Here is a 21,478-nt window from a genome sequence, read left to right as displayed (position 1 = left end):
CATTAGTACAAATACGCAAGCCGCACGGAGACAGCGATGAGCCCCGCCGCAGAGCCGGAATACCAAATCGTCGCCACGCTGCACTGCCCGGACGGCCTGTCGGTACTGCTGGCCAGCCGCGACGGCGCGGCGCTGGCGTTGGTGGAGTCCGCGTCCGAGCTGCCGGACGCGCCGCCGCGCCCGGCCTTCCGCCATCCCTTGCTGCAAGCCTGGCAGGGCCAGGCCCGCCTGGACGGCAAACCCTACGCCGTCTACCGGCAGGACACGCTGCAGCCCTTGCGTCTGAAGGCGCTGGCCGCGCTGCCGCTGGCCGAGCGCATCGGCCTGGCCTGCGACATCCTGGAGCCGCTGATCCACCTGCACGCCAGCGGCAAATGCCTGGGGCGGCTCTATCCCGAAACTGTGCTCGCCGACATCCACCAGCGCGTCGCGCTGCTGGGCGAACACGCCTGCCAGGCCTTGAACCCGGAACGGCTGCGCCAAGAGCTGTCTCAGGCCGAACAACTGCTGCGCTGGCTGATCAGCGCCGGCGCGCCGGAACGGGACTGCGATCCGGAGCTGGAGCAATGGCTGGACGCGCTGCGCGACCTGGCGGCCGACGCCGGCGCCTGTCGCCGCGCGCTGGCCGGGCTGCAGGACTGGTTGGCCCGCCATCAACGCTTCAACCGCCAGGAAGGCGGCCGCGCCGCGCTGGACCACTTGCTGCAACGCATGCGCCACGCGCCGGACTTTCCGGCGCTGTCCCAGGCCATCGCCGCCATCAACAAGAGCAACAACGCCGACAGCGAGCGCCTGCAAGCGCTGTCCAGCGCCATCCTCAAAGACGTGTCGCTGACCAATAAGCTGCTGAAAGTGGTGAATTCCGCCAATTTCAGCCAGTACGGCGGCGCGGTCAGCACCATCTCGCGCGCCATCGTGATCCTGGGCTTCGACACCATACGCAATCTGGCGCTCAGCCTGCTGCTGTTCGAACACCTGCACAACCGCGCCCACGCCGACGAGATCCGCGACGTGGCGATCAAGACCCTGTTCACCGGCCTGCTGGCCCGCTCGCTGGCACCGGCCTGCGGCGTGCGCGAGGCGGAAGAAGCCTTGATTTGCGGCATGCTGCAAAACCTGGGCGAACTGCTGTGCGTCAACTACTTCCGCGACGAGTACCGGCAAATCCAGACGCTGATCGCCGCCGGCGCCGGCGTCGACCAGGCCGCGCACCAGACGCTGGGCGCTCATTACGCCGACCTGGGCGCCGCCACCGCCGCCTTGTGGCGTTTTCCGGAACGGATTCTGACCGGCATGGAACCGATGCCGGCCGGCGCGGTGCGCCAGCCGCAAACCGGCGAGATGCGGATGAAGGCGCTAAGCTCGCTGTGCCGCGAACTGGTCTGCCAACTGACCCAGAGCGGCATCGACCAGGCCGACGCCAGCCGCAAGCTGCTGCAACGCTACAGCCGGGCGCTGGCGCTGGAGTGGGCACCACTGGAGCGGGAACTGGCGCAGGCCCAAACCCAGCTCACCACCTATCTGGCGGAACTGGGCCCGGAAGCCGGCCAAGGCCCGCGCTCGCAGGCCTTGCGCCAGGCCAGGCTGGACAAGAGCGCGCCGCCGCCCAGCCCCGCCGCGCCGCCGCCGCCCGCGCCGGACCCCACCCGGCTGCAGGCCACCGCTGGCTCCGCCGGCCGGATCGCCGTGCTGTCCGCCGGCGTGCAGGACATCACCAACACCCTGCTGGGCGATTACAAGCTCAACGACCTGCTGCGCATCATTCTGGAAACCATGTACCGCGGACTGGGCTTCGACCACGCGCTGATCTGCGCGCGCAGCGGGGCCGATCTGCCGCTGCAGGCGCGCTTCGGTTTCGGCGAAAAAGTGGAGTTGCTGCTGCCGGCGCTGCGCGCCGACATCGACAGCGGCGACAGCCTGTTCCGCAAGGCGCTGGAACGCAACGCCGACATGCTGATAGACGACATCGACGCGCCGGCCATCGCCCAGCACATCCCAGCCTGGTTCCGCCAGATGGGCGTCGCCCATACCTTTGTGCTGCTGCCGCTGTCCTTGGACAAACGCAAGCTGGGCATACTCTACGGCGACCGCCGCCAGGCGGGCTCGCTGGCCATCGCGCCGGAGCAGCTCAGCCTGCTGAAGACGCTGCGCAATCAGGCCTTGCTCGCCATCCGCCAACAGCCCGCGCGCTAAGAAGCTGTTTACGATCTGCTGCGCGTCGTGAGACGTGGCAAGGTGAGCGCCGCTTCGAAATGCTCACGCCCCCCTTGTACACTCCGCTTTCTCAGCCGCAACGCCTTGTTCCGCTCTGGCTCGCGAGAGGTTGAACCGGCGCTAAACCACCTCGCCGGCGAAACCGTCCAAGGCCTCCAGCAGGCGATCGATGTCGGCGAACTCCGCGTCCGGACACAGCAGCAACATATTGTGGAAGGGCGTGATCAGGAAACCGCGGTTGAGCAGGTAAAGATGGATCACCCGCTCCAGTTCCTCGTCCAGCATCGCCCCCGCCTCGCTGCCGTTGCGCGGCGGACGCGGGGAAAACTGGAACTCGCAGCGCGCGCCGACGCGGCTCACGCACCACGGCAGCCGCCAGCGTTCTATCCAGTCCTGCAAACCGTCCGCCAGATGCTGGGCCAGCGCGAACATCCGCTGATAGGCGGCGTCGCTCATCACCTCGGCCAGGTTGGCGCGCATCGCCGCCGCGGCCAGCATATTGCCGCTCAAGGTGGTGCCGATGCCGGAATGGCCGGGCGCGGCCGCGCGCTTGGCGCGCTGCGCCCGCTCCGCCAGCTCGGCGCTGAAGCCGTACACCGCGCACGGCAGGCCGCCGCCCAGCGGCTTGCCCAACACCAGCGCGTCCGGCTTCAGGCCGTAGGCCGCGCCGTAGCCGCCCGGCCCGCTGCTGATGGTGTGGGTTTCGTCCAAGAGCAGATAGCTGCCGTAGCGGCGGATCAAATCCTGGGCCTCGCTCCAGTAACCGGGATCCGGCAACACCATGCCGATATTGGTCATCACCGGCTCGGCCAGCACGCAGGCCGCCCGCTCGTCGCTGAGGGCCCGCTCCAGCGCTTCCAGATCGTTGAACTCCACCACCCGGGTATGCGCGGCCGGATCGTGGACCTGGCCCAGCAGGCTGGCGCGCCGCCTGGGCCGGCCGTCGACCAGATCGACGAAGGCATCGTCCACCGTGCCGTGGTAACAGCCGTTGAACACGACGACCTGGTCCCGGCCGCTAGCGGCGCGCAGCCAGCGCAGCGCGAAGCGGTTGGCGTCGCTGGCGCTGAGGGCGAACTGCCAGTGCGACAGACCGAAGCGCCGCGCCAGTTCCTCCGCCACCCAGACCGCGTCCGGCGACGGCAGCATGGCGGTCAGGCCGCGCGCCGCCTGTTCGGCGATGGCGCGCGCCACCGGCTCCGGCGAATGGCCGAACATCGCGCCGGTGTCGCCCAGGCAGAAATCCAGGTATTCATGGCCGTCCACGTCGCGCAGCCGCGCGCCCCGGCCCTCTTCCACATAGAGATTGAAGGGAGTGGACCAGTCCGCCATCCAGTGCAAGGGCGCGCCGAACAGCAAATGCTCGCCGCCGGCGGCGGACAGCTGCCGCGAACGCGGGCGCCGCTCGGAAAACATCGCCAGTTCCTGCCGGTGCAAGGCCTGGGCCTTGTCGAAATCGATGCCGTGACGCAAAGCCATGAAGCTCTCCTTGAAGGGGAAGACTGCGCGTCAGTATATCCAGATGCCGTCGACGGCGGCAGCGGCGCCGGCCCTCCCCGGCACAAGGAACAGCCTGAATGCGACGAAGCCCGGCCGAGGCCGGGCTTCGTCAGCGCCGCGATGGCGGCTTTCACAAGGGCAGATGGCCTGCCAGAGCGTTGATTTTTTGCAGCGCGCGGCGGAAGCGGCTGTGAGCGCGGGACACGGTGGACTCGCTGATGTCCATTTGCTGGGCGGCGAAGTAGCCGGTCATGCCCTCCACCTCCATCAGCCACACCGCTTCGCGCGAGCGTTTTTTCAGGCCGATCAGATCGGCCACCTGGTTGAAATCGTCAAGCTTCATCGCGCTGTTCTCCTCAGGCGTTCGCCTTCGCATCATGACAGTCCATGCAGTGGGCGGCTTTCTCGACAATGACGTGGCCGCGCGTTTCGCGCGACATTACCAGTATAGAGGCTTGCAAAAAAAATGCAGGCAGCGCTCCGTGTAAATACGCAGTCGCCGCCTATTGCGCTGGCGTGGACGCAACAGGCCTCAAGCCTGCCGCATCCAGCGCAGCACGCCGCCGGCGGCGGCGCGCCCGGTGGAGAAGCAGGCGGTCAGCAGATAACCGCCGGTGGGCGCTTCCCAATCCAGCATCTCGCCGGCGCAGAACACGCCGGGCATCGCCTGCAACATCAGATTGTCGTCCAACGCGCCGAAGGTCACGCCGCCGGCGGTGCTGATCGCCTCGTCCAGCGGCCGCGGCGCCAGCAAGCGCAACGGCAAGGCCTTGATGCCCTCGGCCAGCTTGGCGGGGTCGTTGAACACGTCCTTGTCCAGGCATTCGCGCAGCAAGCCCATGCGCACGCCCTTCAGACCCAAGCGGCTTTGCAAATGGCTGGACATCGAACGCGAACCCCGCGGCCGCGCCACTTCGCCCAGAATGCGCTGCAAGCTCCAGTCCGGCATCAGGTCCAGATAACACAAGGCCGCGCCGCTGCGCGCGATTTCGTCGCGGATGGCGCCGGAGCAGGCGTAAATCAGATTGCCCTCCACGCCGCCGGCGGTGATGACGAACTCGCCGCGGCGGCTGAACGGATGACCGACGGCCGGATGGAACTGCAAGGTCACCGATTTCAACGGCGCGCCGGCGAACTTGTCGGCGAAATACTCGCTCCAGCCGGCGTCGAAGCCGCAGTTGGACGGCTGCAGCTTGGACACCTCCACGCCGCGCTCGCGCAGCATCGCCGCCCAGCTGCCGTCCGAACCCAGCTTGCGCCAGCTGCCGCCGCCCATGGCCAGCACCACGGCGTCGGCCTCGGCCAGGCGCTCGCCGTCCGGCGACGACAGCCGCAGGCGGCCGCGCTCGTCCCAGCCCAGGAAACGATGGCGCACGTGGAAGCTCACCCCCGCCTCGCGCAAGCGCGTCAGCCAGGAGCGCAGCAGCGGCGCCGCCTTCATTTCCTTGGGAAACACCTTGCCGGAACTGCCGATGAAGGTTTCTATGCCCAGGCCGTGCACCCAGGCGCGCACATGTTCGCCGTTGAACACGTCCAGCATGGGCCGCAACTCGGCGCTGTGAGCGCCGTAGCGCTGCACAAAGCTGGCGTGGGGCTCGGAATGGGTGATGTTCATGCCGCCCACGCCGGCCAGCAGGAATTTGCGGCCGACCGACGGCATCGCGTCGTAGACATCGACCCGCACGCCCGCCGCCGCCAGTTGCTCGGCGGCGGCCAGGCCGGCCGGCCCGCCGCCGATGATGGCTACGCGGCGTCCGCTTGTGTCACCCATATACTGCGCTCCTTGAAATCCATGGTGAAGAATGCGCCCAAACTGCGGCGAGGGCGGGATTTTCACAGAAAACCGCCGCAAACCCAAGCCTAATCGTTTTAACTATAAGTTTGATTTAAACCAACATTCCTACGTCATCAAATCACTACCATCGCGCTGCGACCCATTTCAATAAACCTATAGCGGCAATCGCGCGATTCTACAAACACACCGGGAGAACGGACCCTCCGTCCGCACACGCATGCGCAAATTTTCCGATTGGCCGATCTGGCTGAAACTGACCATGGCGGTATGGTGCTGCCTGGTCCTGGCCTGGAGCGGGCTGATTGCCTGGGAAACCAGCGTCAGCCGGGACATCGCCGTGGAACAGGCGCAAGACCTGGCCCACAGCATGAATGAAATGACCATGGCCGGGCTCACCGGCATGATGATTACCGGCACCGTGGGCCAACGCGACGTTTTTCTGGACCAGATCAAGGAACTGTCCGCGGTGCGCGATCTGAGAGTGATCCGCGCCCCGGCCGTCAGCAAACAGTTCGGCCCCGGCAACGCCGGCGACAAGAATCTGAACGGCGACGCGGTGGAGCAACAGGCGCTGCGGGACGGCAAGCCTCATATCCGGATTGAATCCACGCCGGCGCTGGGCGAACATCTGCGCGTGGTCTATCCGGCGCTGGCCTCGCGCAACTATCTGGGCAAAAACTGCATGATGTGCCACCAGGTGGCGGACAAGACGCCGCTGGGCGTGGTCAGCATGCGCGTCTCCCTGGAGAAGCCTTACGCCTCGGTCAGCCGTTTCCGCGATCAGAGCATTCTGTTCGCCATCCTGGCTTCCCTGCCCCTGATGGCGGTGGTCTTCCTGCTGGCGCGCCGCCTCGTCACCCGCCCGCTGCAGGCGATGTCGGCCGGGCTCGCCGAACTGGCCCAGGGCGAAGGCGACCTGACGCGACGGCTGCCGGTGCGCAGCCGCGACGAAATCGGCGACACCGCCTTGCGCTTCAACCAGATGCTGGCCGCCATCGCCGAGCTGGTGCGCCACGTCGGCGCCTCCGCCGGCGCGGTGTCCCAGTCCTCGCGCCAACTGGCCGACGGCGCAGCCCACCTGGCGGAAAGCTCGCACAGGCAAAACCGCCAGTCCCAGTCCGCCGCCGGCGCGGTGGAGCAGCTGGCCAGCCATATCGGCGAAATCGCCGGCAAGGCCGAGGACGTCAGCGCCGAAGCCGACCAGAGCCTGCAACGCTCCGAAGACGGCCGCGCCAGCCTGAGCCAGCTGCAACGCGAAGTCAGCCAGGTGGAGCAGGCGGTGCGGCTGATGGCGCAGGCGGAAACCGAGCTGGCCAGTTCCACCTCCAGCATCACCAATATGACCAAGGAAGTGCGCGAGATCGCCGAACAGACCAATCTGCTGGCGCTGAACGCGGCGATCGAGGCCGCGCGCGCCGGCGAACAGGGCCGCGGCTTCGCGGTGGTGGCCGACGAGGTGCGCAAGCTGGCGGAGAAATCGGCCCGCTCCGCCAGCGAGATCGACGCCGTGACCGGCGCGCTCAACCAGAAAACCGACGCGGTGCGCGCCGCGGTCAACGCCGGCCTCAGCTCGCTGGCCGCCAGCCGCCAGTCCGCCGACAGCGTGTCCAGCGTGCTGGACGCCGCCAATCAATCGGTGGCCGAGGTGCGCCAGGGCCTGCGCCAGATCGTCGCCGTCACCGAGCAGCAGCGCGCCGCCAGCCAATCCGTGACCGGCAGCATAGACGCCATCGCCGAAATGGCGCAGACCAACGATCAGGAGATCGGCCAAACCGTGAACGCCGCCGAACAACTGGAACAATTGGCCCAGCGGCTGACGGAATCGGTGTCGCGCTTCACCGTGTGAATCCAACTTCATGGAGCCGCCAGTCAATTTCGGCCCCGTTCGCGCGGGGCCTTCGCCTTCTTGCGAGCCGGAGCCGAAATAAATCCGCCGGCGGCGGATATCCGATTTGGCCGTTGGCCGCCGGCCTGTTACACTCGCAGCCCGATACCGTAATACGCCAAGTCATTGTGAAAAAAGCCGCTTTCTCCACCCTGCCCCTGTCCGCCGCCCTCTTGTCCAATCTGGACAGCCTGGGCTACCACAGCATGACCGCCATCCAGGCGGCCAGCCTGCCGGCCATTCTGGACGGCCAGGACCTGATCGCCCAGGCCAAGACCGGCAGCGGCAAGACAGCGGCTTTCGGACTCGGCATCCTGGCGCGCTTGAACCCGCGCTGGTTCGGCGTGCAAGCGCTGGTGCTCTGCCCCACCCGTGAGCTGGCCGACCAGGTAGCGCAGGAAATCCGCCGGCTGGCGCGCAGCATAGACAATGTCAAAGTGGTTACCCTGACCGGCGGCAGCCCGATGGGCCCGCAAATCGGCTCGCTGGAACACGGCGCCCACATCGTGGTGGGCACCCCCGGCCGGCTGCAGGATCACCTGTTCCGCGGCTCGCTGAATCTGTCCGGCGTCGGCACCCTGGTGCTGGACGAGGCGGACCGCATGGTGGACATGGGCTTCATCGAGGAAATCGTCGGCATCGTGCGCGCCTGCCCGCGCCAGCGCCAGACCCTGATGTTCTCCGCCACCTATCCGGAAAACATCCGCAAGATCAGCGCCCAATTCATGCGCCGGCCGCAGGAAATCCAGGTGGAGTCGCTGCACAGCGGCGAACGCATCGAACAATGGTTCTACAAGATCAAGCCGGAACAGCGGCTGGAAACCGTCACCACCATACTGCGGCACCTGCGCCCGACGTCCGCGCTGGCCTTCTGCAACACCAAGGAACGCTGCAAGGAGCTGGTGCGAGACCTGCAGGCGCGCGGCTTCAGCGCGCTGGCGCTGTACGGCGACCTGGAGCAGCGCGAACGCGACCAGATCCTGCTGCGCTTCGCCAACAAGAGCGCCACCGTGCTGGTGGCCACCGATGTCGCCGCGCGCGGCCTGGACATCAAGGAACTGGACCTGGTGATCAACGTCGACGTCACCCATGATCCGGAAATCCACATCCACCGCATCGGCCGCACCGGCCGCGGCGAGGCGATGGGTCTGGCGCTGACCCTGACCGCCGACAACGACGACAAGCGGCTGGCGCTGATCGAAAGCTATCAGCAGGCGCCGCTGACTTGGGCCAAGCTGGAACAACTGACCCCGGCCCCCGGCGGCCCGCTGCTGCCGCCGATGGTCACGCTGGAAATCGCCGGCGGCAAGCGCGAAAAACTGCGCCCCGGCGACATCCTCGGCGCGCTGACCGGCGACGCCGGCTTTAGCGGCGCCCAGATCGGCAAGATCAGCATCTTCGAATTCGCCAGCTTCGTCGCGCTGGACCGCGCCATCGCCGAGCAGGCGCTGGAGCGCTTGTCCGCCGGCAAGATCAAGGGCAAGCAGTTCAAGATGCGCCTGATTTGAACGACGACGCGCCCCCGGCCCGACAAGCACTGCCGGGCCGGGGGCGTTTTTGCTAGAATACGTCTCATTAGCCGCAGACACGCACATCACCAGAATCCCATGAGCATCCAACTGAAAAACGCCCAAGACATCGAAAAGATGCGGATCGCCGGCCGCCTGGCGTCGGAAGTCCTCGACTACATCACCCCCTTCATCAAGCCCGGCGTCACCACCGAAGCCATCGACAAGCTGTGCCACGACTACATCGTCAATGAGCAGGGCGCGATCCCGGCGCCGCTGAACTACGCGCCGGACGGCCACAATCCCTACCCCAAATCCGTGTGCACCTCGGTCAACCATGTGATTTGCCACGGCATCCCGAACGACAAGCCCCTGAAAAGCGGCGACATCATGAATCTGGATGTCACCGTGATCAAGGACGGCTACCACGGCGACACCAGCCGCATGTACCACGTCGGCAACGTCAGCGAACACGCCCGCCGCCTGTCCCGCATCACTTACGAATGCATGTGGCGCGGCATCGACAAGGTCAAGCCGGGCGCCACGCTGGGCGATATCGGCTACGCCATCCAGCAGCACGCGGAAAACTCCGGCTACAGCGTGGTGCAGGAATTCTGCGGCCACGGCATCGGCACCAAATTCCACGAAGAGCCGCAAGTGCTGCACTACGGCCGCCCCGGCACCGGGCTGGAACTGCAGGCCGGCATGATCTTCACCATCGAGCCCATGATCAACCAGGGCAAGCGCCACCTGCGCATGCTGGGCGACGGCTGGACCGTGGTCACCAAGGACCGCAGCCTGTCCGCGCAATGGGAGCACACCGTGCTGGTCACCGACAGCGGCTACGAGATCCTGACCCAGTCCGCGGGCACGCCGCCCAAGCCCGGCAAATAAGCCGGAAACGCCATCCCCAGCCCGGCGCCGCCGGGCTTTTTCACGCCCATGCCCGCGCCATCCGCCGCGGCGCGACTTTACCCAAAACCCGGCTTGCCCTGCCCCGCGCGCTTTCTTACACTGAAGAAGTGAAACCACATCCAGCGGGAGCCGGCCATGGCACTGACCATCAATAGCAATCTGAGCGCGCTGCAGGGGCAGAACCAGCTGAACCAGACCCAGAAAGCCAAAGACAAGCTGCTGGCTCAACTCTCGGCCGGCAAGACTACCAACAACGCCGCCAACAACCCGGCCAACGCCGCCATTTCCGAAGCGCTGCTGGCCCAGATCAACGGCAACAATCAGGCGATCAACAACGCCAACGACGGCATCTCGCTGGCGCAAACCGCCGACGGCGCGCTCAATCAGCTGCAAAGCAATACCCAGCAAATCCAGGAGCTGGCGATCCAGGCCGGCAACGGCGCGCTCAGCGCCAGCAACCGCCAGGCGCTGCAACAGCAGGTGGACCTGCTGACCCAGGCCAACTCCGCCATCGTGCAAAGCACCGAATTCAACGGCACCCCGCTGCTGAACAGCAACGCCTCCACCACCTTCCAGGTGGGCCCCAACGGCAGCGCGGACAACCAGGTGAACATCTCCGGCGTCAACCTGTCCGCCGCGCCGGCCAGCGGCGGGCTCAACAGCTACAACGCCAATCTGAACGCCACCGGCACCATAGACATCAGCACCCAGGCCGGCGCGCTGGCCGCGCAGCAAAGCACCAACGCCGATCTGAACACGCTGGCCAACACCCGCAGCACGCTGGGCTCGATCAGCAACCGTTTCGAGGCCAGCATCAACAATCTGCAAACCGCCTCGGTCAACACCGCCGCCGCCAATAGCCGGATCAGCGACACCGACTTCGCCGCCGCGACGGCGCAGCTGGCGGCCAAACAGATCCTGGGGCAAACCGGCCTCGCCGCCCAGGCTCAGGCCAATGTCGGCCCGCGCGCGGCGCTGTCCCTGCTGGGCTGAAGCGCGAGGCCGGGGCTCCCCCCGGCCCAAAGCCCAGTATTAGCGGCGATTGCGCCGCCAAGCCTTGTTACACGCGGTTACAAGCGATATCATTGGCACACACGCTTTTCGCGCACTAAATCATCGGGCACCCTGCGGTGCCCTTTGTCTATCTGAAGGAGTTGCATATGTCGACAAGCCCGGCCATCACGGTGTCCTCTCTGGACTATGAGCGCCTCGCCGCGCTGCTGGAGGATTGCGAGAGCGGCCACCCCACCGCGGCCGCGCTGGAAGCCGAGCTGGAGCGCGCCGATGTGGTGGAGCCCGCCGCCATGCCCGCCGGCATCATCACCATGAACAGCTGCGCGCGGGTCAAGCTGGACGACGCCCAGGAAAAAACCCTGACCCTGGTCTACCCGCGCGAAGCGGACAGCGAACAGGGCAAGATCTCGGTGCTGGCGCCCATCGGCGCCGCGCTGCTCGGCCTCTCCGCCGGACAGAGCATAGATTGGCCGACGCCGGCCGGCAGCATCCGCCTGAAGGTGCTGGAAGTCACCTACCAGCCAGAAGCCGCGGGCGAACTGCACCGCTGATAAAAAAACCGGCCATCGCATGGATGACCGGTTTTTTTGCGCCAGGGCCTGACGACGCCCTACCAACAGCGCTGAATCGTCTGCGCCAGCTGCACCAGGCGGCCATGGAAGAAATGGCCGGCGCCGGGAAACACCACCACCGGCAAGCCTTGCGGCCGCGCCCATGCCATCACCGCGGACAGCGGAATCACCTCGTCCTCCTCGCCGTGAATCACCAGCGCATCGGCCGGCACCTCCGGCGTCGGCGTTTCGTACTTGCCCACCGCCACGCCCATCAGCAGCAATTTGTCCGACGCTATGCGCGCGCGGGTGCGCGCCGCGACGAAGCCGCCGAAGGAAAAACCGGCCAGCGCCAGCGGCAGATCGCCCTGCTCGCGGCGCGCGTGCTCCACCACGGCGATCACGTCCTCCACCTCGCCGATGCCGTAATCGTGCTGTCCCTCGCTGTCGCCCACGCCGCGCAGATTCGGGCAGTAGCAGACATAGCCCAGCTGCGACAAGGCCTTGGCCGCGGTCTGCACCACCTTGTTGGTGTTGGTGCCGCCCTGCAGCGGGTTGGGATGGCAGATCACCGCAATGCCGCGCGCCTCCGCCTGGGCCGCCACCACGATGGTTTCCAGACCGCCGGCGGGCCCGGCCACCACTTGCTTGTTCATCGCCTTCAACATCAGATCTTCAACCTTTCCACCACGCGCCCGCCCACCATGTGCTCGGCGACGATTTCGTCGATGTCTTCCTTGTCGACGAAGGTGTACCAGGTCTCCTCCGGATACACCACCATTACCGGGCCGTCGTCGCAGCGCCCAAGACAGCCCGCCTTGTTGACGCGGATCTTGCCCTCGCCGGCCAGGCCCAGGGCCTTGACCTTGTCCTTCATATAGCCCAGCAGTTCGCTGGCGCCGTGATTATTGCAGCAATCCTCGCAGCCGGCGCGCTGATTACAGCAGATGAATACATGCTTGTCGAAAAAGCTCATGGAATGCCTCGTATGCTCACAGAACCATCTTAGAACGTGTTTACGATCTCGCGAGCTAAAACGAGACAAGGCGAAAACGGTTGAGAAAGCGGAGTGTACAGACGGTACATGAGCATTCCGAAACCATTTTCAACGCCGTATCGCCGACGCGCAGCAGATCGTAAACAGGTTCTTAGGAGTCGCTGTCCGCCCAACCGCTGACGCCCAGCGTGGCGGCGTTGTCGAACTTGGCGTACTTGCCGACGAAGGCCAGCCGCACCGCGCCGGTGGGACCGTTACGGTGCTTGCCGATGATGGCCTCGGCCAGGCCCTTCACTTCCTGGTTCTCCGGGTTGTAATACTCTTCCCGGTACATGAAGACGATCAAGTCGGCATCCTGCTCGATGGCGCCGGATTCCCGCAAGTCCGACATCATCGGCCGCTTGTTGGGACGCTGCTCCACCGCCCGCGACAGCTGGGACAGCGCGATCACCGGCACCTGCAGCTCCTTGGCCAGGCCTTTCAGGCCGCGCGAAATCTCGCCCAGCTCGGCGGTGCGGTTGTCGCCGCGGCCCGAGCCCGACATCAGCTGCAAGTAGTCGATCACGATCAGACCCAGCTTGCCGCCGTGCTGGCGCGCCAGACGGCGCGCGCGCGCGCGCACTTCCAGCGCGGTCAGCGCCGCGGTTTCGTCGATGTACATCGGCGCCTCGGACAGCTTGCCTATCGCGTAAGTCAGCTTCTGCCAGTCGTCGTCGCCCAACTTGCCGGTGCGCAGCGTGTGCTGATCCAGCCGCCCCACCGAACCCAGCATACGCATCACCAGCTGCGTGCCGCCCATCTCCATCGAGAACACCGCCACCGGCAGATGCTGCTCCACCGCCACGTGCTCGGCGATATTCATCGAGAACGCGGTCTTGCCCATGGACGGACGTCCGGCGACGATGATCAGATCGCCCGCTTGCAGGCCCGAGGTCTTGGCGTCCAGATCGATGAAGCCGGTGGGCACGCCGGTGACCTCGTCCGGGTTCTCCCGGCTATAGAGCATGTCGATGCGCTCCACCACCTCTTTCAACAGGCCCGGCATTTCCAGGAAGCCCTGCTTGGACTTGGCGGTGGATTCGGCGATCTGGAACACCTTGCCCTCGGCCTCGTCCAGCAGCTGCGAGGCGTCGCGCCCCATCGGCGCGTAGGCGGCCTCGGCGATCTCGGTGCCCACCAGCGCCAGCTGGCGCATGATGGAGCGCTCGCGCACGATCTCGGCGTAGCGACGGATATTGGCGGCGGACGGCGTGTTCTGCGCCAGCGTGGCCAGATAGGACAGGCCGCCGATATTGCCCAGTTCGCCGTTCTTGTCCAGGCTTTCGGAAACGGTGACCACGTCGGCCGGACGCGCCAGTTCCACCAGCCTGGCCACGTGTTTGTAGATCAGCCGGTGGTCATGGCGGTAAAAGTCCGCCTCGGACACCACGTCGGCGATCTTGTCCCAGGCGCTGTTGTCCAGCAACAAGCCGCCCAGCACCGATTGCTCGGCTTCGATCGAATGAGGCGGCGTGCGGATCGCCGCCATCTCGCTGTCAAAATTCTCGTACGATTCAGTCATGTAGACTCGGAGTGATGGCGCGGCCTGGCCGCGCGAATGAAGCAAGCCTGGATCAGGCAAAACCCGATTTTAACCCGAAACCGCCACTCGCTGAGCATGCGTTGACAAGCGCCCCGCGCGGCCCCAGCATCGAAGCTTCGTTCATCTGGAGCCGCCATGACGCCCACCGCCCTCGTCCAAAGACAACTCGACGCTTACAACCAACGCCAGCTGGAGCCCTTCCTCGCCGTCTACGCCGACGACGTGACGGTGTACCGGCTGCCCGGCGCGGAGCCCAGCCTGCGCGGCAAAGCCGCCCTGAGAGATTTCTACGCCGGCCAGCGCTTCAACTTGCCGGACCTGCACGCCGAACTGGTCAAACGCATCGAGTTCGGCAACAAGGTAATCGACCACGAACGCGTTAGCGGCGTGGCCGAGCAGCCCTTCGAAGTGGCGGCCGTCTATGAAATCATCGACGGCAAGATCCAGAACGTGTGGTTCCTGGCGGCGGACTAAGAACCTGTTTACGATCTGCTACGCGTCGGCGATACGGCGTTGAAAACATCTTCAAAATGCTCATGTACCGTATGTACACTCCGCTTTTTCAGCCGTTTTCGCCTTGTCTCGCCCTTGCTCGCGAGAGCATAAACAGGCTCCAAGATCAGCAATGCATCCCGGCCACATAGCCTGACGACCAGGCCCACTGGAAATTGTAGCCGCCCAGCCAGCCGGTGACGTCCACCACCTCGCCGATGAAGAACAGGCCGGGCACCGCGTTGGCCATCATGGTCTTGGACGACAGCGCCTTGGTCGACACCCCGCCCAGCGTCACCTCGGCCTTTTTATAGCCTTGGGTGCCGTTGGGTTTGACCCGCCAGCCGTGCAAGCGCTCGGCCAGCTGCTGACGCTGCTTGGGCGACAAGTCCTTCAGCCGCTTATTGCAGCCCTCGCGCTCAAGCCAGGCCTCGGCGAAGCGCTTGGGCCAGCCGAACTCGGCCAGCGCGTTGGCGATAAGCTGCTCGCTGCCGGCCTTTTGCTCCAGCCAGGCCGCGGCGTCCGCGTCCGGCAGCAGGTCCAGTTCCAGCGTCATGCCCGGCTGCCAATAGGACGACACTTGCAGAATGGCCGGGCCGGACACGCCCTTGTGGGTGAACAACACGTTCTCGCGGAAGCGCCCCTTGCCGGCGCGCGCTTCCACTTCCAAAGACACGCCGGCCAGCGGCGCGAACGCTTCCGCGTCCTCCACGTGAAAGGTCAGCGGCACCAGGGCCGGCGTCAGCGGCGTCAGCTCCAGGCCGAACTGTTCGGCCAACTGGTAGCCGAACGGCGTCGCGCCGATCTGCGGGATGGACAAACCGCCGGTCGCCACCACCAGCGACGCCGCGCGAAAAACGCCGGCGCCGGTCTCCAGCGCGAAACCGTCCGCGTCCCGGCTCACCCGCAGAACCTGCGCCTCCATGCGCCGGTCCACCCCGCCCAGCCGGCACTCCTCGTCCAGCATGGCGATGATGCGTTCGCTGCCGTCGTCGCAGAACAGCTGGCCCAGCTTTTTCTCGTGATAGCCGATGCCGTGGCGCTCGACCATGGCGATGAAATCCTGCGGCGTGTACTGCGCCAGCGCCGAACGGCAAAAATGCGGATTGGCCGACAGATAACAGTCGAAACGGGCATGGAGATTGGTGAAATTGCAGCGGCCGCCGCCGGAAATGCGGATCTTCTCGGCCAGCTTGCGCGCATGGTCCAGCAAGAGCACGCGCCGGCCGCGCTGACCCGCGGTGGCCGCGCACATCAGGCCGGCAGCGCCGGCTCCAATGACAATAACATCATACTGCAATGGCGTTCATCCTTACTTTACTTTTTTAGTCAACTATTGGCGACCAGCGGCTTAATCCAGTAAACTTGCGGCTAAAGCATCCGCTTATGCGGCTTACTTTCTCAACAAGGAGAGCATAATGGAACACAAACTGCCGGAACTGCCGTACGCGCTGGACGCGCTTGCCCCGCACATTTCCAAGGAAACCCTGGAATTCCACTACGGCAAGCATCATCAGACCTACATCACCAACCTGAACAACCTGGTCAAGGGCACCGAGTTTGAAAACGCCTCCCTGGAAGAGATCGTGAAGAAATCCTCCGGCGGCATCTTCAACAACGCGGCCCAAGTTTGGAACCACACCTTCTACTGGCTGGGCTTCGCCCCCAACGCCGGCGAAGAGCGCAAGCCCACCGGCGCGCTGGCCGACGCCATCAACGCCAAATGGGGTTCCCACGACGAATTCAAGAAAGCCTTCACCCAAACCGCCATCGGCACCTTCGGTTCCGGCTGGGCCTGGCTGGTGAAGAACACCGACGGCTCGCTGGACCTGGTATCCACCAGCAACGCCGCCACTCCGCTGACCACCGACAAAAAGCCGCTGCTGACCTGTGATGTGTGGGAGCACGCGTATTATATCGATTACCGCAACAGCCGCCCGAACTATCTGGACAGCTTCTGGAAGCTGGTGAACTGGGACTTCGTCGCCAAGAACTTCGCCTGATTCGACGCTGCCTGACAGCCTGATGCAAAAGGGACCTCCGCGGTCCCTTTTTTGTCGCTCTCGCGCCATGGCCTCTCAGGTTTTTACGCCCTGCATCCGCTGCCGCAAGGCCGCCACCGCGCGCAGGGCGAAGGCGTAAATGGACAGCTGCGGATTGGCCCCCACGCTGCTGGGAAACACCGAACCGTCCACCACGGTCAGATTGTCCAGCTGCCAATGCCGCCCCCATTCGTCCACCACCCCGGACTCAACGTCGCCCGACATCGCCAAGCCCCCCATCACATGAGCGCTGACCACCTTGGCCAGCAAGGGCTTGAGCGTCAGCCCCGCAATCATGCTCCGGGCCTCGCCCCAGCTGCGGGTCAGGCCGGCCTGCTCGTGCACCGTCAGCACCTGCCTGGCGCCGGCCGCGAACTGGATCTCGGCCATGCTCAACCAGGCGCGGCGCGCGCCCTCCCACAAGACCTCGTTCAAGGGATAGTCCAGCTCCGGCGAACCATCGCCGCGCAAGCGCACCTGGCCGCCGCGGCTTTCCGGGTGAAAACCGTCGCGCAACAAGGCCAGCGTCGCGTGCAGATGCGGCAAGCGCCGCAGCAAGGCCGGCTGCGCCGCGCCGAAGCCGGGAAAGGTGATGCCAGCCAGCAAGGGATGGATGGGCGGCACCTCCAGCTTGTAACCCAAGGGACCGTCCAGCGCGTGAACATGCATGAAGTGATCGCTGTACACCGTCTGCGGCGCGCCGTTGAACGGCTCCACCGGTTCCGGCATCAAGGCCGCTGACAGCAGCACCGGATGCAGAAAGGTCCGCGTCCCGGTATGACCGCCCGGATCGATCAGGCCGCTGCGCAGCAGGATGGCCGGCGAACCGATGGCGCCGGCGGCCAGCACCACCTGAGCCGCCTTCACCGTGAAGCGGCGCCCGGTTTCTCCCACCCCGTCCGCTGCCAGAAAACGCCCTTCCAGCCCTTCCAACCGGGTTCTGGCGGCATTGGCGCGCAAACGATCCACCCGCGCCCGGCTGATCAGCCTGGCGCCATGCTCCAGCGCGGCGGGAATCGCCGTCACCAGCATGGACTGCTTGGCGTTGGTGGGGCAGCCCATGCCGCAATAACCCAGGTTCCAACAGCCGCGCACATTGCGGCGGATGCGCGCATGGGCGATGCCCAAGGCCGCGCAGCCGCGGGCCAGCGCCGCGTTGTTGGGGTTCGGGTCCGGCAGCCAGTCGGCGATGCCCAGCCGCGCCTCGGCTTGCTCGAACCAGGGCCGCATCGCCTCCTCGCCCACGCCGCTCAAACGGTGGCGCTCCCGCCACCAGTTCAGCGTGTCCGGCGGCGTGCGGAAGGAACTGGTCCAGTTGACCACGGTGCTCCCGCCCACGGCCCGGCCCTGCAGGATGGAAATCCCCTTATCCGCCGTTTTGCGACAGGCGGACTCCTGATACAGCTCCGGGTAGGCCTTGGCTTCCAACAGACGAAAATCGCGCGAGCTGTACAGGCCGCCCTCCTCCAACAGCAGCACGTCCAACCCGGCCGCGGCCAATTGCTCGGCCGCCATGCCTCCGCCGGCGCCGCTGCCGACGATGACCACATCGGCCCGCAGCTCCAGATCGGGCAGGCTCGCGCCGTCCAGCGCCTTCCAGCCTGCGGCGACGCCGGCGGCCACCGGATCGGGTATCGTCGCGCGGCTCACGGCAACATCTCCATCACCGCCGCCGGCTGCCGATAGCCCAGCGCCGGCCAACTGGCCGGATTGCCGTACCAGGCCGCGTTCAGCAATTGGTGCAGGGCCTGATAGCCGCTGCGTAGCAAGGGAAAAACGCTGCCGCGCCAGCGCCGCAGAAAGGCTTCGATGTCCTCGACCGACGCCTGGCGCCACGGCGCGGACACTCCGGCGATCCAGCGCCGCCCCCAGGGGTTGCCGAGCAAATCCAGCAATTGACGCAGTTCGGCCCGCATCGCCGGCGGCAAGCCGGCCACCGCGCGGTCCACGCCGCGCACCACGTCCTCGGGCGGCGCAACGCCCGCCCCCAGGATGCCCGGGGCGATCGCCGCCAGCAACTGGGCGTCCCGCGGCGTCAAGGCGCGCAGCTTCAAGGGCTTGGCCCAGCCCTCGGCCGGGCCGTCCGGCTGCGGCGAGGCCAACAAGGTGGCCAGCGCCAAGGCCGCGGCGCCGCCCAGACCGGTTTTGAGCAACTGGCGGCGGCTCAACATCTCAGCGCAGCATCCACTTCAACAGCCGCTCCACGCCGGCGCCGTAAGGCGCGCGCGTCAAGGCGGTGCCGGCCCAGCGGCTTTGCCGGAACACCGGCTTGAGCTTGGAGAAGGCCATAAAGCCCTCCTTGGCGTGACAATGCCCCATCCCGGACGGGCCGACGCCGCCGAAAGGCAAATCCTCCTGCACCACCTGCAGGGCGATGTCGTTGATCGCCACCCCGCCCGACACGGTTTCGCGCAAGGTTTTCTCTATGCGCAGCGCATCCCGGTCGAACAGATACAAGGCCAGCGGCCGCGGCCGCGCGTTGACGTAGGCCAGCGCCTCGTCGAATTTGTCGTAACTCAGCACCGGCAGAATCGGCCCGAAAATCTCCTCCCGCAACAAAGTCGCGTCTTCCGGGCAGCCCTGCACCAGGGTCAGCGGGAATTTGCGGCTGGGCCGCCAGTCCTCCGCCGCCGGGTTGATCTGCTCCACCTCGGCGCCGGCCACGCGCGCCTCCTCCAGCCACTGCAGCAGGCGCTGGCAATGACGCTCGTTGATGATGGCGCTGTAATCGGGATTGTCCGCCAGCGTCGGATAGGCGCGCCGCGCCGCGCCGCGCAACTCGTCCAGCAAGGCCTCGCGGTCCTTGTCGTTGACCAGCACATAGTCCGGCGCCACGCAGGTCTGGCCGGCGTTCAGCATTTTGCCGGCGACGATGGCCTCGGCCGCGTGACGCAGATCGGCGCCCCGGGCGACGATGACCGGCGATTTGCCGCCCAGCTCCAAGGTCACCGGCGTCAGATTCTCCGCCGCCGCGCGCATGACGTGACGGCCCACCGCGGTGGAGCCGGTGAAGAACAGGTGGTCGAAAGGCAGCCGGCTGAAGTCCTGGGCCAGTTCGGCGTCGCCGTTGACCACGACCATCACCTCCGGCCCCAGATAGCGCTCGGCCAGGCGCTGCAACAGCGCGCCGGTTGCCGGCGTGTATTCCGACATCTTCACCATCACCCGGTTGCCGGCCGCCAAGGCGGACACCACCGGCCCCAGCGCCAGAAACAAGGGATAGTTCCACGGCACCAGCACGCCGATGACGCCCAAGGGCTGCGGCATCACGCTGTTGCCAGCCGGCTGGAACCACATAGACACCCCGCGCCGTTCCGGCCGCATCCAGCGCCGCAGCCGCCGACGCGCGTAACGTATGGCCTCCAGCGAGGGAAACAGCTCGGCCAGCCGGGTTTCCACCGCGCTGCGGTGGCCGAAGTCCTGGCTGATGGCGTCGACGAAAGCCTGGCGGTTGTCCTGCAACATGCTCTCCAGGCGCTTGAGCCAATCCTGGCGCTGCTCCAGCGGCGGAAACGCTGAAGCCCGGCTAAGGCGGTACAGGCGGGAAAACTCCGCTTGCAGATGATCATCCCGGCAAATGGGCATGGCGGCGGCATTCATTGTATTATCCTTAGGATAGCAGTATCCGAACGATTGTTTAGAGCCGTGACTCTAAAACAAGAATATCATCGCCCACCCACGCTGTCACCCTCTAGCCGCGCCATGTTGATCGATTTTTTTTACGCCCTGCGCGAGGCCGGCCTGCCGGTCACGCTGAAAGAATTCCTCACCTTGCTGGAGGCGCTGCAAAAACGCGTCGCCTTCGGTGATCTGGACGCGTTTTACTATCTGGCGCGCACCGCGCTGATCAAGGATGAGAAACACTTCGACCGCTTCGACCAAGTGTTCGGCAGCCATTTCAAAGGCCTGTCGCTGGCGCTGGACGAACTGAAAACCGGCATCCCGGAAGACTGGCTGCGCAAGCAGGTGGAAAAGCACCTGTCCGAGGAAGACAAGCGCCGCCTGGAAGCGCTGGGCTGGGAGCAGTTGATGGACACCCTGCGCCAGCGGCTGCAAGAGCAGCAGGAACGGCACCAGGGCGGCAATAAATGGATTGGCACCGGCGGCACCAGCCCCTTCGGCGCCTTCGGCTACAATCCGGCCGGCATCCGCATCGGCCAGCATGAGTCGCGCCATCGCCGCGCGGTGAAAGTGTGGGACCAGCGCGAATTCCGCAATTTCGACGACTCGGTCGAGCTGGGCACCCGCAATCTCAAGATCGCGCTGCGCCGGCTGCGCGAGTTCGCCCGCGACGGCGCCGAGGAAGTGCTGGATCTGGACGCCACCATCGCCGCCACCGCCGGCAAGGCCGGCATGCTGGACCTGCGCATGCAGCGCGAGCTGCGCAACGCGGTCAAGGTGCTGGTGCTGTTCGACATCGGCGGCTCGATGGACGACCACGTCAAGGCCTGCGAGGAACTGTTCTCGGCGGTGAAGTCCGAGTTCAAGCACCTGGAGTATTTCTACTTCCACAACTGCGTCTACGAAGCGGTATGGAAGGACAACGCCCGCCGCCACACCCAGACCCTGCCCACCTGGGACCTGATCCATACTTTCGGCGGCGATTACAAACTGATCATCGTCGGCGACGCCACCATGAGCCCCTATGAGATCAGCTATCCGGGCGGCAGCGTGGAACACATGAACCAGGAGGCCGGCGAAGTCTGGCTGCGCCGCCTGCTCGCTCACTTCAAGCACGCCGCCTGGCTCAACCCGGTGCCGGAAGCGCACTGGGACTACACCCAATCGCTGCACATGCTGCGGCAACTGATGTCCGGGCGGATGTACGGGCTCACGTTGCAAGGCATTGATCAGGCGATGCGGGCGCTGAAGCGCAGCGCGCCTTGAATTTTAACTTTCCGACACAAATTATTACTTGAGCTTGCGGCGGCTTGTGTTCCAGAATGAAATCACAGGGGGCCGCCATAGACGACTTTGCTTCCA

19 protein-coding genes are annotated in these 21,478 nt (G+C 65.7%); 9 read left to right on the top strand and 10 right to left on the bottom strand.

What is annotated here, in order from left to right; translation table 11 throughout:
* The first annotated feature begins 36 nt into the window (after window positions 1–36).
* On the top strand, window positions 37–2,193 hold the full coding sequence (locus tag DB032_RS07065) for an HDOD domain-containing protein (RefSeq protein ID WP_107798847.1): 2,157 nt from the start codon (window positions 37–39) through the stop codon (window positions 2,191–2,193).
* A gap of 141 nt (window positions 2,194–2,334) precedes the next feature.
* Here the strand turns inward: DB032_RS07065 and DB032_RS07060 are convergent, their stop codons facing one another.
* From DB032_RS07060 to DB032_RS07050, 3 genes are all read right to left on the bottom strand, one after another.
* Window positions 2,335–3,693 carry an aspartate aminotransferase family protein gene (locus DB032_RS07060; RefSeq protein WP_107798846.1) on the bottom strand — a complete coding sequence of 453 codons (1,359 nt, stop codon included), beginning with the start codon at window positions 3,691–3,693 and terminating at the stop codon, window positions 2,335–2,337.
* Window positions 3,694–3,844: 151 nt separating this feature from the next.
* Window positions 3,845–4,057: a sigma factor-like helix-turn-helix DNA-binding protein gene (locus DB032_RS07055; protein WP_048415477.1), complete on the bottom strand. Its 213-nt coding sequence runs from the start codon at window positions 4,055–4,057 to the stop codon at window positions 3,845–3,847.
* Between the two features lie 189 nt (window positions 4,058–4,246).
* Window positions 4,247–5,485 (bottom strand): TIGR03862 family flavoprotein, encoded by a 1,239-nt coding sequence (locus DB032_RS07050; RefSeq protein ID WP_107798845.1) that lies wholly within the window; start codon window positions 5,483–5,485, stop codon window positions 4,247–4,249.
* Window positions 5,486–5,726: 241 nt separating this feature from the next.
* On the opposite strand from DB032_RS07050, the gene DB032_RS07045 reads away from it, so the two are divergent.
* The 5 genes from DB032_RS07045 (at window position 5,727) to rnk (ending at window position 11,382) form a co-directional block, all read left to right on the top strand.
* Window positions 5,727–7,355 carry a methyl-accepting chemotaxis protein gene (locus DB032_RS07045; protein ID WP_107798844.1) on the top strand — a complete coding sequence of 543 codons (1,629 nt, stop codon included), beginning with the start codon at window positions 5,727–5,729 and terminating at the stop codon, window positions 7,353–7,355.
* Between the two features lie 167 nt (window positions 7,356–7,522).
* Complete coding sequence (gene dbpA, locus DB032_RS07040; protein ID WP_107801722.1) at window positions 7,523–8,902, top strand: ATP-dependent RNA helicase DbpA; 1,380 nt, start codon at window positions 7,523–7,525, stop codon at window positions 8,900–8,902.
* Window positions 8,903–9,001: 99 nt separating this feature from the next.
* Window positions 9,002–9,796 (top strand): type I methionyl aminopeptidase, encoded by a 795-nt coding sequence (map, locus tag DB032_RS07035; RefSeq protein WP_048415481.1) that lies wholly within the window; start codon window positions 9,002–9,004, stop codon window positions 9,794–9,796.
* A 156-nt stretch (window positions 9,797–9,952) separates the two neighbouring features.
* Window positions 9,953–10,810, top strand: coding sequence for a flagellin (locus tag DB032_RS07030; protein ID WP_107798843.1), 858 nt, complete (start codon window positions 9,953–9,955; stop codon window positions 10,808–10,810).
* 167 nt (window positions 10,811–10,977) lie between these two features.
* Window positions 10,978–11,382, top strand: coding sequence for a nucleoside diphosphate kinase regulator (rnk, locus tag DB032_RS07025; protein ID WP_107798842.1), 405 nt, complete (start codon window positions 10,978–10,980; stop codon window positions 11,380–11,382).
* A 59-nt stretch (window positions 11,383–11,441) separates the two neighbouring features.
* Here rnk and DB032_RS07020 read toward each other — a convergent pair whose 3' ends face one another.
* The 3 genes from DB032_RS07020 to dnaB all read right to left on the bottom strand — a co-directional run bounded on the left by DB032_RS07020 (window position 11,442) and on the right by dnaB (window position 13,940).
* On the bottom strand, window positions 11,442–12,050 hold the full coding sequence (locus DB032_RS07020; protein ID WP_107798841.1) for an alpha/beta hydrolase: 609 nt from the start codon (window positions 12,048–12,050) through the stop codon (window positions 11,442–11,444).
* Window positions 12,050–12,358 (bottom strand): ferredoxin, encoded by a 309-nt coding sequence (locus DB032_RS07015; protein ID WP_107798840.1) that lies wholly within the window; start codon window positions 12,356–12,358, stop codon window positions 12,050–12,052. The genes DB032_RS07020 and DB032_RS07015 overlap by 1 nt, the downstream gene beginning before the upstream one ends.
* 172 nt (window positions 12,359–12,530) lie before the next feature.
* Window positions 12,531–13,940: a replicative DNA helicase gene (gene dnaB, locus DB032_RS07010; RefSeq protein WP_107798839.1), complete on the bottom strand. Its 1,410-nt coding sequence runs from the start codon at window positions 13,938–13,940 to the stop codon at window positions 12,531–12,533.
* Between the two features lie 156 nt (window positions 13,941–14,096).
* Between dnaB and DB032_RS07005 the strand changes: the two genes are divergently transcribed.
* A complete protein-coding gene (locus tag DB032_RS07005) occupies window positions 14,097–14,435 on the top strand; it encodes a nuclear transport factor 2 family protein (RefSeq protein WP_107798838.1) in 339 nt (112 codons plus the stop codon).
* A 145-nt stretch (window positions 14,436–14,580) separates the two neighbouring features.
* Here the strand turns inward: DB032_RS07005 and DB032_RS07000 are convergent, their stop codons facing one another.
* The gene (locus DB032_RS07000) at window positions 14,581–15,753 is read right to left on the bottom strand and encodes an NAD(P)/FAD-dependent oxidoreductase (RefSeq protein ID WP_107798837.1); all 1,173 of its coding nucleotides are present in this window, start codon (window positions 15,751–15,753) and stop codon (window positions 14,581–14,583) included.
* 118 nt (window positions 15,754–15,871) lie between these two features.
* Here DB032_RS07000 and DB032_RS06995 point away from each other — a divergent pair, with 118 nt between their 5' ends.
* Window positions 15,872–16,456, top strand: a complete 585-nt coding sequence (locus DB032_RS06995; RefSeq protein ID WP_107798836.1) for a superoxide dismutase — start codon at window positions 15,872–15,874, stop codon at window positions 16,454–16,456.
* 75 nt (window positions 16,457–16,531) lie between these two features.
* Here DB032_RS06995 and DB032_RS06990 read toward each other — a convergent pair whose 3' ends face one another.
* Genes DB032_RS06990 through DB032_RS06980 form a run of 3 tightly spaced genes read right to left on the bottom strand, consistent with a single transcriptional unit; the run spans window position 16,532 to window position 20,095 of the window.
* On the bottom strand, window positions 16,532–18,145 hold the full coding sequence (locus tag DB032_RS06990) for a GMC family oxidoreductase (RefSeq protein ID WP_107798835.1): 1,614 nt from the start codon (window positions 18,143–18,145) through the stop codon (window positions 16,532–16,534).
* Window positions 18,142–18,666: a twin-arginine translocation signal domain-containing protein gene (locus tag DB032_RS06985; RefSeq protein WP_107798834.1), complete on the bottom strand. Its 525-nt coding sequence runs from the start codon at window positions 18,664–18,666 to the stop codon at window positions 18,142–18,144. The genes DB032_RS06990 and DB032_RS06985 overlap by 4 nt, the downstream gene beginning before the upstream one ends.
* Window position 18,667: 1 nt before the next feature.
* The gene (locus DB032_RS06980) at window positions 18,668–20,095 is read right to left on the bottom strand and encodes a coniferyl aldehyde dehydrogenase (protein ID WP_107798833.1); all 1,428 of its coding nucleotides are present in this window, start codon (window positions 20,093–20,095) and stop codon (window positions 18,668–18,670) included.
* Window positions 20,096–20,197: 102 nt separating this feature from the next.
* Here DB032_RS06980 and DB032_RS06975 point away from each other — a divergent pair, with 102 nt between their 5' ends.
* Window positions 20,198–21,382, top strand: coding sequence for a VWA domain-containing protein (locus tag DB032_RS06975; protein ID WP_107798832.1), 1,185 nt, complete (start codon window positions 20,198–20,200; stop codon window positions 21,380–21,382).
* The last annotated feature ends 96 nt before the right edge of the window (window positions 21,383–21,478 follow it).

The organism is Chromobacterium sp. Panama (assembly GCF_003052555.1).
Taxonomy (GTDB): domain Bacteria; phylum Pseudomonadota; class Gammaproteobacteria; order Burkholderiales; family Chromobacteriaceae; genus Chromobacterium.
The sequence above is the reverse complement of the archived record's forward strand: the minus strand, read 5'-3'. Positions and strand labels throughout refer to the sequence as shown.

Bases quoted from the DNA above. Each gene is read 5' to 3' on its own strand.
- DB032_RS07065 (WP_107798847.1), top strand. From the start codon at position 37: ATGAGCCCCGCCGCAGAGCCGGAATACCAAATCGTCGCCACGCTGCAC.
- DB032_RS07060 (WP_107798846.1), bottom strand. From the start codon at position 3,693: ATGGCTTTGCGTCACGGCATCGATTTCGACAAGGCCCAGGCCTTGCAC.
- DB032_RS07055 (WP_048415477.1), bottom strand. From the start codon at position 4,057: ATGAAGCTTGACGATTTCAACCAGGTGGCCGATCTGATCGGCCTGAAA.
- DB032_RS07050 (WP_107798845.1), bottom strand. From the start codon at position 5,485: ATGGGTGACACAAGCGGACGCCGCGTAGCCATCATCGGCGGCGGGCCG.
- DB032_RS07045 (WP_107798844.1), top strand. From the start codon at position 5,727: ATGCGCAAATTTTCCGATTGGCCGATCTGGCTGAAACTGACCATGGCG.
- map (WP_048415481.1), top strand. From the start codon at position 9,002: ATGAGCATCCAACTGAAAAACGCCCAAGACATCGAAAAGATGCGGATC.
- DB032_RS07030 (WP_107798843.1), top strand. From the start codon at position 9,953: ATGGCACTGACCATCAATAGCAATCTGAGCGCGCTGCAGGGGCAGAAC.
- rnk (WP_107798842.1), top strand. From the start codon at position 10,978: ATGTCGACAAGCCCGGCCATCACGGTGTCCTCTCTGGACTATGAGCGC.
- DB032_RS07020 (WP_107798841.1), bottom strand. From the start codon at position 12,050: ATGTTGAAGGCGATGAACAAGCAAGTGGTGGCCGGGCCCGCCGGCGGT.
- DB032_RS07015 (WP_107798840.1), bottom strand. From the start codon at position 12,358: ATGAGCTTTTTCGACAAGCATGTATTCATCTGCTGTAATCAGCGCGCC.
- dnaB (WP_107798839.1), bottom strand. From the start codon at position 13,940: ATGACTGAATCGTACGAGAATTTTGACAGCGAGATGGCGGCGATCCGC.
- DB032_RS07005 (WP_107798838.1), top strand. From the start codon at position 14,097: ATGACGCCCACCGCCCTCGTCCAAAGACAACTCGACGCTTACAACCAA.
- DB032_RS06995 (WP_107798836.1), top strand. From the start codon at position 15,872: ATGGAACACAAACTGCCGGAACTGCCGTACGCGCTGGACGCGCTTGCC.
- DB032_RS06985 (WP_107798834.1), bottom strand. From the start codon at position 18,666: ATGTTGAGCCGCCGCCAGTTGCTCAAAACCGGTCTGGGCGGCGCCGCG.
- DB032_RS06980 (WP_107798833.1), bottom strand. From the start codon at position 20,095: ATGAATGCCGCCGCCATGCCCATTTGCCGGGATGATCATCTGCAAGCG.
- DB032_RS06975 (WP_107798832.1), top strand. From the start codon at position 20,198: ATGTTGATCGATTTTTTTTACGCCCTGCGCGAGGCCGGCCTGCCGGTC.